The sequence below is a fragment of the Streptomyces sp. NPDC045846 genome (assembly GCF_056431605.1).
Window position 1 is genome coordinate 45,304 of sequence record NZ_JBWKKJ010000025.1, and the last position, 14,380, is coordinate 59,683.

Here is a 14,380-nt window from a genome sequence, read left to right on the forward strand (position 1 = left end):
CGTGGGTGCGGAAGCCCGTGAGCTCGGGTGGCCACGGCCCTTGGCTCGGCGGGGCCGAGACATGGGAGCCTTCCGTTCACGGCACCAGCAGCACGAGAGCTCAGCTGCCTCAGCCGAGCAAGGGTCAACAGAGACGGCTGACGCGCCCGCGGATGAGTGACGCACAACGAATCCCTGCGCCGGTACCGCTATCTCTTGTTCGGACGTATCCAATGGGCGGCCATAGCCCTCTCGATCTGCGCAGTGTCAACGAATCTGCGTTGTGTGGGTTGATTCCATGTTCGCCCTGTGGGTGTTTTACGCCCTTTCCGTAGTATCGATCACGCAGGTCTTCCAAGGCATAAGGGAAGTGAAGCGGCAGACGCGGCTGGACAATCACCGATAACAGCCCGTTCCACTTGGGGGGCTGGGCTGGTCTCATCGGGTCAACGCTGTCCGACGCCGCGCCCGACTGCTCCCTCAGCACCTGGACAGCGCCCCGCTCCGACCTCTCGGTGGCGCTCTCGCCTGAGAATCACGTAGCAAGGACGCGGCCGCCGTTTCCGTTGAAAACGGCGGCCGGTCATTTGCTCCCGGCGGTGGCGGCGACCGATGGGGAGTCATACAGGTCGACCGTCTCGATTCCCAAATCGCTATCGAGGTGCAGGTGGTGGCCGTCTTGCTGCAGGGTGCCGTGCTTGGGTGCCGCGCTGCCAAGCTGGCCTCCCGGCACGTCGATCGTGTTTCCGCGCTGGGTCCCGTGGAATGGCTTCGGGTCGGATGTTTCTTTCCAAGGAGCCTGGTCGTTCGCCTGGTCCTGGATCACGTACGTCCCGTCGATGGGTCCGTTGTCATCCTGGGAAGTCCAGCTGAGAACCTCACGCATGTGCCGGTTGTTGGGGTCATAGGCGCCATAGCCATAAAAAGTGTGTCACGGGCTTGTGGGTCGACTGTGTCGGGTGTCCTGGATGTGATGAGTGGCCGTCGTCGCAGCCAGGAAGAACCGCCAAGGTCACCACAACGCCGACAGCGGCTAACGCAGACCGGGAGCTCATGCGCATTCCCCTCCTCGTGAGATGACGGTGACTCCTTCATGCCCATACGCAGTTTCCCCACCGGGGTGTGACCGCGCCAGTCTGCGGCAGGGGGCTCGTGATGGTGCACCGGCCCCGGGAAAGGGGCGGCCAGCACGTCACCATCCACGGCCGGCCCATCGGTCTCGCGCACTCCGATCGCGACCTCAAGGAGCTTCTGTTCCAGTCCGGCAGCGGCGTGAGCGGGCCTGCAGGGGCCCGGAGGGTTCTCGCGACCACATGGGGTGAGACTGCGATGGGTTCGGGTCGCCGTTCCCTTCGGGCCGCACTCCGGCTGCCCGCCAGAGCGTTCACCACACTCATCGGAAGCGGGTTCACCCGTCCGTGATGACGCCAGGGAGCGGTCCGGGCGCGGGCACCCGCCGGTTCAGCTGCCCCCGGCTCGTGCGGACCCCAGAGGGGAAATGAGACGCTCCGTGCTGGCTTGCGTTGGGGCCGGAAACCGGCCCCGGCGGCCCTCACTCCATGGCGGGGCTCGGCCGCCAATATGGTGGCACCGAGTCTGCGCCCAGCAACGACCGGCCCATCACTGCAGAGGACCTGCACCCGTAGGACATTAGGGTCGTGGAATTCAGGGGCCTGAGGGCACCGGCGCCTCACCCGAAGCTGCGACGGTCTCACGCGTGGGAGGTTCCTTGGCCGTGGATGCAACCGAGACGGGTGCCCCATCCTGAGGTGACCAGCCGGGGCCGCGGAACAGCCGACCGGCCCGCTCGCTCCAACTGCCCGCCGTCTTGATGTCCTTGGCGATGGCCACGTATTCGTGCGTGGCGACTCTGAGTGGGTTGTACGTGCGGATGTTCTTGGTCAGCCCGTAAACGGGCCGCTCGGTCTCCGCGACGAACGATCCGAACAGCCGGTCCCAGACAATGAGGACCCCGCCATAGTTCCGGTCCAGATAGCTGCCCTGGGACGCGTGGTGAACACGATGGTGCGATGGCGTGTTGAAGATGAATTCGAACCACCGGGGCATCTTGTCGATGCGCTCGGTGTGGACCCAGAACTGGTAGACGAGGTTGAGGGAGGAACAGAACGCCAGCACTGCCGGGTGGACACCGGCGGCAACCATGGGCAGGAAGAAGAACCCTACGGTGAACGTCATCCACGGCTGACGCAGCGCGGTGGTCAGATTGAACTTCCGACTGGAGTGGTGGACGACGTGGCAGGCCCACAGGATCCGGATGACGTGGTGGCTTCGATGGGACCAGTACGAGAAGAAGTCCTGCGCGATCAGCATCAGCGGCAAGGTCCACCACGTCAACGGCACGCGGAATGGAGTCAGCTCGTAGACGACGCCGTAGATCGCCACATCCTGGAACTTCCACAGGAAGCCGAAGAAGAGGCTGCCGAGCCCCATGCTGACACTGGCCGCCGCATCCTTCGCGTCGTATCCGGCGTCCTCCCCATCGGGGCGCAGCCGGACGCTGATGATTTCGACGACGGTGAGCAGCACGAAGGCAGGGATGGACCAGACCACGACATCCGGGAGGTTTGGCATGGCAGGAACCGTAGAGTGCGTTCCGGCCAAGGAGTTGACCCATGTTGCCCGGTGGAAGCCTGATATTGCTCACGCAGGTATCTCGTAGGCCGCGATGGCCGTGAGTGCCTCGGCAGTCGTGGTCCGGTACAGCGTCGGTACGACACCGTCGAGGGGCTGTGGGCCGACGAAGGCGGTGCGGGTTCCGGCGCGGTGCCCGGCGTCGATGTCGCAGACGGAGTCGCCGACCATCCACGAGGAGGGCAGGTCACAGCCGAGGTCGTCGGCGGCCCGGCGGAGCATTCCAGGAGCAGGCTTGCGACACGAACAGGAGATGGAGAACTGCGGCACGGTACCGCCGGGATGGTGCGGGCACAGGTAGATCCCGTCCAGTTGGACCTGGTGCCGGCCCAGGAGTCTCCGCAGCCGCCGGTGCATCGGCGCGATGGCGGCTTCGTCGACCAGACCGCGGGCCAGTCCGCTCTGATTGGTGACCACGACCAGTGCGAAACCGTAGCGTTGGAGCGTGAGCAGCGGTGGCCCGATGCCCGCCTGGAGTACCAGGTCCTCGGGGTGGGACGGGTAGGGCCGGGGCTCTGTGAGGGTGCCGTCACGGTCGAGGAATATCGCCGGTCGCCGAGGGGCGGTGGTGCGCCCGGGCCCGTTATGCCTGTGCACGGGTGCTGCAGACGTGGAACGGCTCGGCTTCGGGTGATGTGGCTCTTCCATGCAGGAGATGTGCGGGTTGCCGAACCGGTCGACTTGGCAGTCCGTGGAAGGGGGCCGAGAATCGGGTTGTGGCGGACGCGTAGACGTGCTTGCGCCTGGGCCTCATCATCGTCAACTCCTGTGCGGGGGCCGCCGCATGTGGGTACGGGGCGAGTAAGTGTCCGGGTGGTGACCCCCGTTTACCCAGGCCCACGCCCACGCCGGTGACCGTGCCCGTGTCGCGCGGGCAGTACCCTCTCAGACCGTTTCTGCGGATGCGATGAGCGTTGGGGCGCGGCGCACGGCCGGGCTGATGGTCGCGCCGACTGCTGTGACGAGCATGATGGCCCTGAGGGCGAGGACGGCTCCGGCGGGGCCCGTGGTGGTCAGCAACAGTCCGGCGCCGAGCGAGCCGATGGGCATGACGCCCCAGGCGAGGGTCATCGCCGCGCTGGTGACCCGGCCCAGGATCTCGTTGGGGACCAGGAGTGCGGTGTAGCTGAAGATCACGACGTTCCATACGGGTCCGATGAACGAGGTGGCGGCGCCGATCGCGCCGATCTGCAGCGGGTCGGTGGTGAGCAGGAAGAGCGGCAGCAGCGCGGCCCAGATCCAGTTGACCCCGATGATGACCATTTTGGGGGTGAAAGAGCGGTGGGCCTTGCCGGCGACCAGTGCGCCGATGAGTCCGCCGCCGGAGTAGATGCCGAGCATCGTTCCGATCGCGGCGGGAGTGGCGCCGTGGTGCTGGGCGAGGACGACGATGGTCAGGACGAGAGCCTGGAAGACCAGATTGGTTGCGGTGATCAGTAGAACCGCGGTGCGGATGAGCGGGTGGTGCCAGATCCAGCGCAGTCCTGTCAGGGTCGCCTGCCCCAGCGGCTCGGCCAGCGGGGTCGTCTTGTTCTGCAGGTCCTTGCGGAGGAAGAGCAGGGCGACGGAGGCGGCGGCATAGGAGATCGCGTCGGCCAGGAAGGGCAGGGCGCGGTCGATACCGAAAAGAAGGCCGCCGAGCGGCCCGCCGGCCAGGGCGGCGCCGCGGCTGCGGGCCTCGTTCTGGGCCACGGCCGCGGGCAGCAGGGCGGTCGGCACGATTCTGGGAAGGGCGGCCGTCTCCGCCAGGCTGAAGAACACGAAGCACACCCCCTGGACGAACGCGACGAGGATGAGCTGAACGACCGTCAGCAATCCCAGCCATAGGGCGATCGGAACAGTGGCCAGACCGACACCGGCCAGGATCTCGCTGATCAGCAGAATCCGGTGACGGTCGTACCGGTCCACCAGGGGACCGGCCGGCAGATAGGCGACGAGAAAGGGAAGGGTGCCGGCGGCTCCGACCAGGCCGGCGTCTGCGGGCGAGCCGGTCGTGGCCAGCACGAGCAGCGGCATCGCGGTCGAGCTGATCCGGGCGCCGAGGGTCGAGACGACCTGACCGCTCCAGAGCGTGACGAAGTCGCGGTTGCGCCACAGCGACGACTCGGCGGCCGTGGAGTTCACGACGCCTCCGCCGTGTCGGGGTTGGGGCGGGTGGCAGGTAACGGCAGGGAGACGTGCCGTATGGCGGGGGCGGGTTGAGGGTGCTGTGTGGAGAGCAATGCCTACTCCTCATCGCAGGTCGATCTCGGAGCCCTCCGAGTCGCTGACGACCGGTCGCGACGGCGATCGCCACGACCTCGGCGTTCTCCTCGATGCATCCGAACCCGGCCGACTGTTGCCGCTGATGTCGAACCCGGCGGCCGGGCCGACGATGATGAGGCAGGGGCAGTGCCTCGTGTCTGCCACCGGAAGAGCGGTTGTTGGGGCAGGGGCCTGAGTGCCTCGACGAGCATGTGCGGTGCCGATGCCCCGGAGTGAACGGGTCTCTCCGGATCATCGGTGGGACGGCGCACGGACGTTGATCACCTCCCTCAGGTGGTCGGCTGCCGCGGCCGTCTCGGTGAGGAGTATCGACGGCGCGCAGTGTGGTTCCAGCGTGAGGTACCCGTTGTAGCTCGCTGTCGCCAGGCTTGCGATCAACGCCTGCCAGTCCAGTTCCCCGGTGCCCAGGGGCGCCGTGTCGTAGGCCCTGCCGTGGTCGGTGAACCGGGTCCAGCCGTCGGGCGGGGTAGCCGCCGACGCCCGACGCACGTCCTTCACATGGACATAGCGCACCCACGGCAGGAGCAGCGGCAACGCGTCGCGGGCCGGGGAGACCGCGGCGCACAGGAAGTTCGCCGCATCGAAGTTCAATCCGAACCAGGGTGAGTGGATCCGGGCGAAGAGCGCGGCCAGCGCTGCCGGGCGCCTGCTGATGTCCGACCCGGCCGGGTCCCATCCGAACGCGTCGAACTCGTTCTCCAGCACGACCACTACGTTCTCCGCCGCGGCGTGGTCGAGGACCGGCGCCAGTGCGTCGGCGTATGCCGCGATCGCACGCTGGTCGTCGACCATGGGCGCGTGACCAAAGTAGGTGTTCACCCGGTCGCTTCCGGTCCGTGCCGCCAGCGTGATCGCCTCATGGAGAAGCGAGATGCCCTTCGCTCCGCCCGTACCGTAGAGCTGGCTCGGGGTCGACACGCAGGCTGTCCGCAGCCCGGCCCGGTCCAGCTTGCGGAGTGCGCCGTCGACGCCGTCCCGCAGGGCGTTCTTCGGATACCAGAATTCCACCGCGTCGCACTGAGCGGACCTGGCCATGTCGATGAGCCCGCCCACGCCGTCGGTGTCCGTGAACTCGGTGCCGGAAACCGCTATCGACATTGTCTGCATCGGCATTCCTCCCTGTTCGCTGCCTCTGGTGCCTTCACCGGGCGAGGATCGCTCCCAGCCGCTTGCTGAGCGCGAGCGTGGTCATCGACGGGTTCGCCGCTCCAGTGCGCGGCATGACCGACGGTCCGCACGCGTACAGGCCCGGTATGGCAGTGAACTGGTGGTCTTCGTCGAGGACTTCACCGAAGGCCAAGGTGCCGGCCTCATGCTGCTCAGAACCGAGCGGGAAGCTGTAGGTGAGGGGCTTTGGTCCGCGGGCCGCTGTCAGCCGATCGGCCAGATCGGGCGAGCCGTGCTGTGATGGGAATTCGAGCGGTTCGGCCGGAACGCCGACCAGTTCTGCCATGTCGGCCCACAGTTGGTTGAGCAGGTGTCGCTGGGCGGCGAGCACTGGCTCATCGGCTGCTTCGATGTGGGCGTCTATGGTCGTCGGCCAGGGCCATTCGCGGTGGCCGTCACATCGCACCCGGCTGTGCGGGCCGCGGCGCTGCTCGCCCATGGTCCAGCTGTCCAGGTTGACCGTGCCGTTCACCCCTACGGAGAAGCGCGCGAACTGATTGGACCGGGTATGGGTGGTGCCGGCCCGATGGTAGACGTGGCCCTCGTGCGCAGCCGCCCGGACGGCCTGGGGGAGCCGGTCCGTGTCGGTGAAGGCGACCGTGAACCCCTGTGAGAGCTTGTCCACGAGTCCCGGCAGCTCACGCGGTGTGGCGGCGCCCGCGGCAGCCAGGGCCTGGATCGCCAGCCGACTGTTCATGACCGTACCCGCGGCCAGCACCACCCGGTCCGCACGCACGTCGCGCAGCTCACCGCCCTCGGTGCGTACCAGTACGCCGGTCGCCCTGCCTTGTGCGACATGGACGCCCAGGACGTCATGGCCGGCGAGGATCGGCACGCGGCGCACCCTCGGGTCACCGTCATTGTCCCACCACGCCAACGGACTGAACGCGCTCCACCTGCCGGCGGGTTCCGGGCGGGTGGCGTGCGGCGTGCGGTCCCACTCCGTTGCCCCGACGGTCAGGCCGGGCCCTGCGGGCAGCTTGGCGCCCCAGGCGACGACGTCGTCGACGACCCGCTGGTACAGCGCGGGCCCCCCGTCCCATGTCTCGGTCAGTTCGGTGACGACCGCTTGCGGCCACTGCTCGGCAAGAGCCCAGCGCTCGATGGGCAGCAGTACGCCACCCCAGTAGAGCGAGCGGCCGCCGACCCGGCGACGCAGGCCGGCCAAGTCGCGGTAGGCCCCGTCGGCCGATTGGTATGGACGGCGGAAGTCGGGGTCGGTCTCCGGGCGCAGCCAGAGCCGCAGCGCCTCGGCGGCGGAATGGTCGTTCTGGATGTGGGTGTGGCCCCGGTCGGGCCCGGCCTCCAGTACGGCCACGGAATCCCGGCCCCGCCGACCGAGTTCCGCCGCCGCCGCGAGGCCGGCCATCCCTGCGCCGACCACCAGTGTCTCCACCTCGGTCAACGATTGCACTGACACCCCCACGGTGTTTGTTGTCTGCGTCCGGCACGTCGGCGAGGACGCGGGAAGTGACGGGGTCACACCCGGCACGGTTGTTCCCGACGCGCCGTGATGGAGGGCGCGCAGCTGTTGGGCAGTTCGAGCTTGTAGGCGTAGGCACCACGCGTCAGATCGAAGGTGTCCGTCCCTTGGGCGGCGAGTTCACAGACCATCGCGGCGGTCAGTAAATGCCCCGGCGAGTCCCGGCCGTGGTCCAGGTCGTAGGCCGCACGGTAGGCGTAGTAGGTGCGCTCGTGCCAGAAGCCGAACCACCCGGCGACCAGGGTTTCGTCCAGCCACAACTCGTGCAATCGTGCGACGCTGGACGGCTCGTCCGCGATGGCCGCGTACGTCCGGTCGACCACGCCGCCGTCGAACGGCGCCACCGCGTCGGGCCGGTGACGCCACTGTCGGGTATGCAGCTCGATGAACGCCGGCAACCGGGCGGCGACCTGCGCCGAGGTGTCGGCGCAGGTGAGCCGGAGTTTGCCGAGTCGCTCGATCCGGCGGCGTTTTCGCCGCATGTCCCGCCGTTCACTGACGCGTCGGACGACGTCAGGGTCGGTGAGGTCGAGCCGAAAAACCATGTCGGAGGCCCAGGTCACGGCTCCCAACGCGGACACGGCGCGCAGCAGCGGCCCATCGGCCATCAGCTCGCTCAGGTCCAGCCGGGCGCCGAGCTCCCGCTGACACTGGTCGATCGCCTCGGCCAGCGCCCCGATGTCGGGCTCGGGTGCGGTGGAGGGCGCGCCGCCCACCTCCGCGACCTCGTTGTAGTCGGCCCACGGCCAGGACAGCGGGCGCAGGAGCGCCGTGCCGTCGTCCTGGTGCAACTGGAGGCCGACCACGACGGTCGGCCGGTTGGGGCGTGTGATGTGGACCAGCACCGGGGTGGCGCCCTCGGCGTCCGCCGCCTCGCGAATCCATGCCCGCCACCAACCGCACGTCTGGAACGGCGTCCGCGCCGAGAGCCGGTGCGCATCCAGGAAATCCGTCGCCGCCCGCGCACCGTACTCGATCACGGCGGCGTTCATCGGGTGGACTGCTTCCACCGCAGCGCCTGCCCGACGCAAGGCAGCAGGGCCACCTGACCCCTCATGACGCTGCCTTGGTCGCGTCCTCCACCGTGGTCCTGAACAGCAGCGCCGCTGCCTCGATCGTGTCGTCGTCGGCGGTCGCGTCGATGCCCACTCCGCTGCCGAGGTAGGAGTCGACCACCCCGACGCTCAACGCGATGCTGCGGCTGAGCAGGTCATCCGTGCGCGGCAGGCTGCCCGGTGGATAGGACCGGTGCACGATGGCGTGAGCCGGCCCGCGGGCTGTCGACTTCGTCGAGTCCCGAAGATCCGGGCGCAGTTGCGGCATGTTGGCATAATTGTGCTTGCCCGACCGGCTCAGGGTGATCGTGCCCAGCCGGGCCGCCACCTCGTCAGCCATGGCCGCGGACGTGAACGTGTACGCGAGGACCGTGGCGCAGTCGCCGTCCGGGTCGTGCAGTGGGCGACGCGTCACCCCGGGCAAGGCGCCGATCGAGTCGGCGAACTTGTCCCGGTTGGCTCGCAACGTCCGCAGGATGTCCGGGAGTTTGCGCACTTGGGCGAGTGCGAACGCGCCGGTCAGCTCGTGCATCCTGAGGTTCAGGCCGAACAGCGGCGGCCCGTCGGTGACGCCCAGCCGCAACGGGGCGGCGCCGTGATCGTGCAGGGCGAACGCCGTCTCGTACAGCTCGTCGTCATCGGTGAGCAGCACGCCGCCGTCGCCGGCCGTGAACGTTTTGAAGACGTTGAGACTGAAGGCCCCGAATCCACCGACCGTCCCCAGATGCCGGCCGCGGTACGTGCCGCCACCGGCCTGCGCGCAGTCCTCCACGAGCAGCAGCCCGTGCTCGCGTGTGACGGCGTCCAGGGCATCGAGGTCGCAGGGCGCTCCGAGCATGTGCACGGCGATCACCGCCTTCGTGCGGGAGGTGATCTTCGCGGCCACGTCCGCCGGATCGAGGAGCAGGCTCTCGTCGATCTCGGCGAGTACGGGCTCTGCCCCCGTATGCGCCACCGCAGCGATCGAGGCGATGAAGGTGTAACCCGGCACGATCACCTCGTCGCCCGGACCGATACCCGCGGCGAGCAGCCCGGCGTACAACGCACTGGTGCAGCTGTTCATGCCCAGGCAGTGGCGCGCACCGGTCAGGGTGCGCAGCTCCTGCTCGAACCGCGAAACCTTCGACGGCAGTGCGGAGCCGTCGTGGTCGTCGAAGCGGTACCGGCTCAGCTCGCGCTCTCGTATGACGCTCAGTACTTCGGCTTCCTCTTCCGGGCCGATGCGGGATATTCCTGGTCCTGCCATGGCGGTCCATCCTTATCGTCTGGCTCTGTCCTCTTAGCCGTGCCCGACCGCGGTGCGTGGTGGGCGGGACGACCTGTCGGCCAAGTCGTCCGCGACCAGGTCCATCAGCAGCGCGTCCCGCCATGCGCCGCGGTGCTGTTCGTACGCCCTCATCCGGCCGACCTGGTGGAAACCCACCTTCGCCAGGCACCGCAGGGCAGCCGCGTTATCGGCGTTGGGCGCCGCGGTGATGCGGTGGCGGCCGGAGGCGAAGACCGACTCGGCGAACAAGCGCAGCGCCCGTGTCCCGATCTCCCGACCCCGGTCGGCCGGGTCGGACACCGCCAGGGCTTGGACCCGGACGTGATCGAATTCCGGATCTGCCTCCGTGCCGTACTCCAGGAAGCCGACCGGACGATGGTGGTCGAGTATCACCAGGCAGCGTTCGTGCTGGAATCGGCTGAGCGCTCCGTCGGTCGGTTCCAGCGCTCGCCACGCCAGCACGCCGGCGTCGGCGAACGTGCGGCGGAACAGTTCGAGGTCTTCCGGGATGGCACGTCGCAGGCCGATGCCGCTCTCGTCGACCTGGTCGTCCTCGACGACGGCGGCACCCGGCCGTACCGATGCCTGCTCTCCGGCCGCGATCAGCGTCTCCAGCAGGTCGACCAGCTTGGCGGCGTCCTCCGGCCGGGGGTCCGCGACGACGCGGCAGGTGGGTGCCGCGAACGCCTCGGCGGTCAGGAACGGCTGGTTGCCCAGGACCAGCAGCGGGCGTCCCGTGTCCAGGGCGAGACCGATCTCGGTGAGCGTCCCGTACCGGCCCTCGAAGGCGATCATGCCGTCGCCGCACCAGTTGAGGATGTTGCTCCGGGCCAGGTCCATGGAGGTGGGCAGGGCCCAGGTGGTCCCGTCCTCGGCGTCCGACAGGCGGTTCCACTTCAGCAGGGCGAGCGTGTCGCCTCCGGCCGCCTGACAGCCTCTGTTCGCCGCGGCGGCCACGCCTCCCTCGCCGCCGCTCACCAAGCCGTAGCCACGCTGGGCGAGCTCCTTGCCGATCATCTCGGCCAGGAGCAGGGCGTCGGACCCGGCGTTTCCGGGCCGCCCGCCGAGGACCGCGATCGCGCGCCGACGGGTCATTGAGCCATCTCCCGGGAGCTGAACTGCCGCATACTCCACTCCAGTTGGTCGAGTTCGATCAGCACATCGGCCGGGCGCACACCGGCTGCGCACGGAGCGGGACAGCCGGTGTAGTAGCGTCGGCAGGTGCCGTTGGGCTTCATGTAGGAGCAGGACAGCGCGATGGCGCTCTGCACGATTCGCGAGACCGTGGGGGGCGCCACCGGTGACCAGATGTCTCCGTCGGTCGCCAGGTACAGCGTGACCACCGGGCAGCCCAGTGCGGCCGCCAGGTGCACGGCGAGTGTGTCGTTGCTGACGAGTACGTCCAGTCCGGCGATCCAGTCGCGGAGCGCTTCCAGCGACTTCAGGAACACGGTGTCGGTGACGCCCGGAGCCGAGGACAGCCGCTGCGCCAGTGCCTGTTCGTCCGCTCCCAGGCCGACCGCGACCTCGATGTCCAGCCCCCGGTCGTCCAGCTGCGTGATCAGCGTCGACCAGTCGTCCGCCGGCCAGCGTTTGACCGCGGCGCTGGCGCCGACGTAGCAACCGACCACGCCGGGACGGGGTTGTCGCCAGTCGGCGAGCCAGGCCGGGCGGTTCAGGTCGACCGGGACGTTGTGCGCGCGCAGGAGACCGCCGGCCTGCTCACCGAAGGGCAGCCGCTGCGGCCGGTCGCCCAATTCGTGCAGATCCCAGCACTCGACTCCCCTTCTCGTCGCCTCTTTCCGAAACGCGAAGTAGTTTCCGTCCTCCTCGGCGAACTCCATTCTGAGGTTGACGACCAGTTCCACAGCGTGGTGGTCGATGAAGTTCCACAGCTCCTCCCGATCAGCCGGCAGGAACCGTCGCCACAGTGCAGAGAACGTCCCGGAAGCACCCCGCATACCGGCCGCCGAACGCACCCACGCGGTGTCGAGTGCGAGGTTCGGTGCCATGAAGTAGCGCCATTGCGGATGACATTGCTCGAACGCCGCCAGGAGCGGCGCCGTGATGATGCCGTTGCCCACGCCTTCGTTCATGACGACCATTGCCGTACGCATACTTGCCCTTCCAGGTCAGCGTCCAGGGACCGTCGATGGCCGGCTCACCTGGCGCGTGCGAGTCGCATGGCGGTGGCGTGGTCACGGACGTCATCAGTGGGGTTCCGCCGCAGCGGCATGGACGACGCGCGCTATCCGGCGGCTCCCGGCCGAGCACTCAGGCGGCTGAGGAGCCGGGGGGTGGCGAGCTGGTCCAGGTAGGCGGGCTCGTTCCGTGCCCGCTCGATGCCGGGGCGAAGGTCCAGGAGGTAGCGGACCGAGTCGACCTCTTTGCAGCCGACCCCCAACTTGTTCGCCAGACGGACGTAGAGTCCCCGCGCGGCACGGTTGTCCGGCTCGGTCTCGCCTTCGGCGAACTCGTAGCCCCGCCGCATCGCCTCGACGAACGCCGCGGCCACGAGCAGTGCTCCGATGCCCAGGACGCCGCGCAGGGACTCCGTCACATAGACGTCGTGCACATACGCCACCTTGTCGGCGAACTGGAGGTTCGGGATGGGATCGACCATCACCAGGCCCACGGCGACCCCCTCTTCGACCGCCACGACCTGGAAGGTCGCCTCATGGCCGACGAGGCCCTCGAAGAAGGTGCGGGTACTGTCCAGGTCGACCTCCTTTCCGCAGTCGTGCTGCTGCTCGACCACCAGAGGCATGAGCATGTCCAGTTGGTCCTTGGTCACGACGACCGTCTCAATACTCACGCGATCTCCATCCCTGCAGTGATGCCATCGGTCGGCTTGTTCCGTGCCCCGGCTGCCATGTCTTCAAGTGCGCTCGTTCGTCTTTGTGAAATGCAGGTACAACTCGTGGGCGGCGCTCCGCAGGTCGTCCGGGCCCGGACAGGGCCGGTTCGGGAGCGCTGCATCCAGAGCGGACATGTCAGCGCAGGTCCAGTACTGATACCGGCCGATGTGGGGGTTCGGGACCAACCGCACGTTCAGCGGTGTCTCTGCGAACTCCGCACACCAGCGGAGCAGTTCGGCGAAGCTGGTCGCGTGGCCCGACCCGAGGTTGTAGACGCCGCAGGGCCCGACGGGATCCGCCATGAGCACGCACGTCCGCGCGACCGTGGCGACGGGAATGTAGTCCCGGCACGCCTCCAAGGTGTCGGAGAACAGCGTGAGCGGTTCGTTCCGCGCGGTTGCGAGGAGCAACTGGCCGATGATGGAGGCCATGGACTTCTTGTGCCGCTCCCCGGTGCCGAAGACGTTGGTGAACCGCAGGCCCGCCCATCCGGGTCCGCCATCGCCGTCGAACTGCGTGGCCATGTGCGTGTCGAACAAGGCTTTCGACCGGGCGTAGGCGTTCAGCGGGCCGGTGCAGGCGGAAGAGCCCAGGGCGGATTCAGGCAGCGGGCGCCGGTTGGTGATCTCCCCGTAGACGCTGGAGGAGGAGGCGTAGAGGAAACGCGTGCCGCTGCGTCCACAGCGCTCCGCCAGCGCTGCCGGACCCGTGACGTTCGTCTGCTTCAGCTTCTGCCAGTCCTCCTCGACCGTGCTGCTGATCGCGCCGAGGTGCAGGACTGCTGTGAACTGGCCGGCGTCCACCGCGTTGAGGATCGACGGGTCGGAGAACGAACAGGTGTGGACGGTGGTGTCGCGGTACAGGTCGGGGGGCGGTGGGGCGATGTCCACCGTGGTGACCCGGTACCCGGCGTCCAGACAGGCCCGTGCCACATGCCGCCCGATGAAGCCGGCCGCTCCGGTGACCAGCACGTGTCGGTGGTTCATGATCGCCGCCCGCGTGGTCCGGGTCGCGCGCCTGGTCGCGCAGCAGCCGGGCGGAAGGGAAGAAGATGACCTGTCGTCATCACCGTGTCCGCGCCGACTCGATCAGCGACGACGTCGACCAGCCGGCGACGAAGGGGACGACCACGGTCCGTCCGCCCAGGGAGCTCACCAGCTTGTCCTCGGGAATGTCCATTCCCGCGTAGTCGCCGCCCTTGACCCAGATCGCGGGTCGCAGCGCGCGGATGGCCGCTTCGGGGGTGTCTTCGTCGAATACGAGAACGGCGTCCACGGAGGCGAGCGCTTCGAGCACGAGCGCGCGCTGTGCCGCCGGGACGATCGGGCGCGAGGGGCCCTTCAGCCGGGACAGCGAGTCGTCGCTGTTCAGACAGACCACTAGGCAGTCACCCAGTTGGCGCGCCTGTTCGAGGAGCCGGACGTGCCCGGCGTGCAGCAGGTCGAAGCAGCCGCCGGCGGCGACCACGGTGCCGCCCCTGGCACGGACCGCACGGGCGAGCTCGACCGCCCCCTGCGCGGTCGCGGCAGGCCGGGCACCCGAAAGCCCCGTCAGCGGTGCTTCCGTTCTAGTGGTCGTCGCAACACCCCAGCTCAAGGGGTGCGATGGACTTCAAGATCCGGGAGAACCGGGGACCAGGGGGCGGTGGCCGTCT

At 68.4% G+C, this 14,380-nt stretch carries 13 protein-coding genes; all 13 read right to left on the reverse strand.

The window, feature by feature from the left end:
* Positions 1-562 precede the first annotated feature (562 nt).
* On the reverse strand, positions 563-865 hold the full coding sequence (locus AC07F3_RS39295) for a hypothetical protein (protein WP_479119709.1): 303 nt from the start codon (positions 863-865) through the stop codon (positions 563-565).
* A gap of 779 nt (positions 866-1,644) precedes the next feature.
* Complete coding sequence (locus AC07F3_RS39300) at positions 1,645-2,571, reverse strand: sterol desaturase family protein (RefSeq protein ID WP_479119710.1); 927 nt, start codon at positions 2,569-2,571, stop codon at positions 1,645-1,647.
* 69 nt (positions 2,572-2,640) lie between these two features.
* On the reverse strand, positions 2,641-3,228 hold the full coding sequence (locus tag AC07F3_RS39305; RefSeq protein ID WP_479119711.1) for a D-glycero-alpha-D-manno-heptose-1,7-bisphosphate 7-phosphatase: 588 nt from the start codon (positions 3,226-3,228) through the stop codon (positions 2,641-2,643).
* Between the two features lie 288 nt (positions 3,229-3,516).
* Positions 3,517-4,755 (reverse strand): MFS transporter, encoded by a 1,239-nt coding sequence (locus tag AC07F3_RS39310; RefSeq protein ID WP_479119712.1) that lies wholly within the window; start codon positions 4,753-4,755, stop codon positions 3,517-3,519.
* Between the two features lie 372 nt (positions 4,756-5,127).
* Positions 5,128-6,003, reverse strand: coding sequence for a sugar phosphate isomerase/epimerase family protein (locus tag AC07F3_RS39315; protein WP_479119714.1), 876 nt, complete (start codon positions 6,001-6,003; stop codon positions 5,128-5,130).
* A gap of 34 nt (positions 6,004-6,037) precedes the next feature.
* Positions 6,038-7,477 (reverse strand): FAD-binding protein, encoded by a 1,440-nt coding sequence (locus AC07F3_RS39320; RefSeq protein ID WP_479119715.1) that lies wholly within the window; start codon positions 7,475-7,477, stop codon positions 6,038-6,040.
* Positions 7,478-7,542: 65 nt separating this feature from the next.
* Positions 7,543-8,538, reverse strand: a complete 996-nt coding sequence (locus tag AC07F3_RS39325) for a GNAT family N-acetyltransferase (protein WP_479119717.1) — start codon at positions 8,536-8,538, stop codon at positions 7,543-7,545.
* A gap of 61 nt (positions 8,539-8,599) precedes the next feature.
* A complete protein-coding gene (locus AC07F3_RS39330; RefSeq protein WP_479119718.1) occupies positions 8,600-9,847 on the reverse strand; it encodes a DegT/DnrJ/EryC1/StrS family aminotransferase in 1,248 nt (415 codons plus the stop codon).
* A 33-nt stretch (positions 9,848-9,880) separates the two neighbouring features.
* Positions 9,881-10,963: a GNAT family N-acetyltransferase gene (locus tag AC07F3_RS39335; protein WP_479119719.1), complete on the reverse strand. Its 1,083-nt coding sequence runs from the start codon at positions 10,961-10,963 to the stop codon at positions 9,881-9,883.
* Positions 10,960-11,973 carry a glycosyltransferase family 9 protein gene (locus AC07F3_RS39340; protein WP_479119721.1) on the reverse strand — a complete coding sequence of 338 codons (1,014 nt, stop codon included), beginning with the start codon at positions 11,971-11,973 and terminating at the stop codon, positions 10,960-10,962. The genes AC07F3_RS39335 and AC07F3_RS39340 overlap by 4 nt, the downstream gene beginning before the upstream one ends.
* A 143-nt stretch (positions 11,974-12,116) precedes the next feature.
* Complete coding sequence (locus AC07F3_RS39345) at positions 12,117-12,683, reverse strand: GNAT family N-acetyltransferase (protein WP_479119722.1); 567 nt, start codon at positions 12,681-12,683, stop codon at positions 12,117-12,119.
* A 63-nt stretch (positions 12,684-12,746) separates the two neighbouring features.
* Positions 12,747-13,712 carry an NAD-dependent epimerase/dehydratase family protein gene (locus AC07F3_RS39350; RefSeq protein WP_479119723.1) on the reverse strand — a complete coding sequence of 322 codons (966 nt, stop codon included), beginning with the start codon at positions 13,710-13,712 and terminating at the stop codon, positions 12,747-12,749.
* A 79-nt stretch (positions 13,713-13,791) separates the two neighbouring features.
* Complete coding sequence (rfaE2, locus tag AC07F3_RS39355) at positions 13,792-14,322, reverse strand: D-glycero-beta-D-manno-heptose 1-phosphate adenylyltransferase (RefSeq protein WP_479119724.1); 531 nt, start codon at positions 14,320-14,322, stop codon at positions 13,792-13,794.
* Positions 14,323-14,380 lie beyond the last annotated feature (58 nt).

Coding starts and splice junctions, on each gene's coding strand:
- AC07F3_RS39330 (WP_479119718.1), bottom strand. CDS start 9,847: ATGGCAGGACCAGGAATATCCCGCATCGGCCCGGAAGAGGAAGCCGAA.
- AC07F3_RS39315 (WP_479119714.1), bottom strand. CDS start 6,003: ATGCAGACAATGTCGATAGCGGTTTCCGGCACCGAGTTCACGGACACC.
- AC07F3_RS39335 (WP_479119719.1), bottom strand. CDS start 10,963: ATGACCCGTCGGCGCGCGATCGCGGTCCTCGGCGGGCGGCCCGGAAAC.
- AC07F3_RS39295 (WP_479119709.1), bottom strand. CDS start 865: ATGCGTGAGGTTCTCAGCTGGACTTCCCAGGATGACAACGGACCCATC.
- AC07F3_RS39325 (WP_479119717.1), bottom strand. CDS start 8,538: ATGAACGCCGCCGTGATCGAGTACGGTGCGCGGGCGGCGACGGATTTC.
- AC07F3_RS39300 (WP_479119710.1), bottom strand. CDS start 2,571: ATGCCAAACCTCCCGGATGTCGTGGTCTGGTCCATCCCTGCCTTCGTG.
- AC07F3_RS39350 (WP_479119723.1), bottom strand. CDS start 13,712: ATGAACCACCGACACGTGCTGGTCACCGGAGCGGCCGGCTTCATCGGG.
- AC07F3_RS39340 (WP_479119721.1), bottom strand. CDS start 11,973: ATGGTCGTCATGAACGAAGGCGTGGGCAACGGCATCATCACGGCGCCG.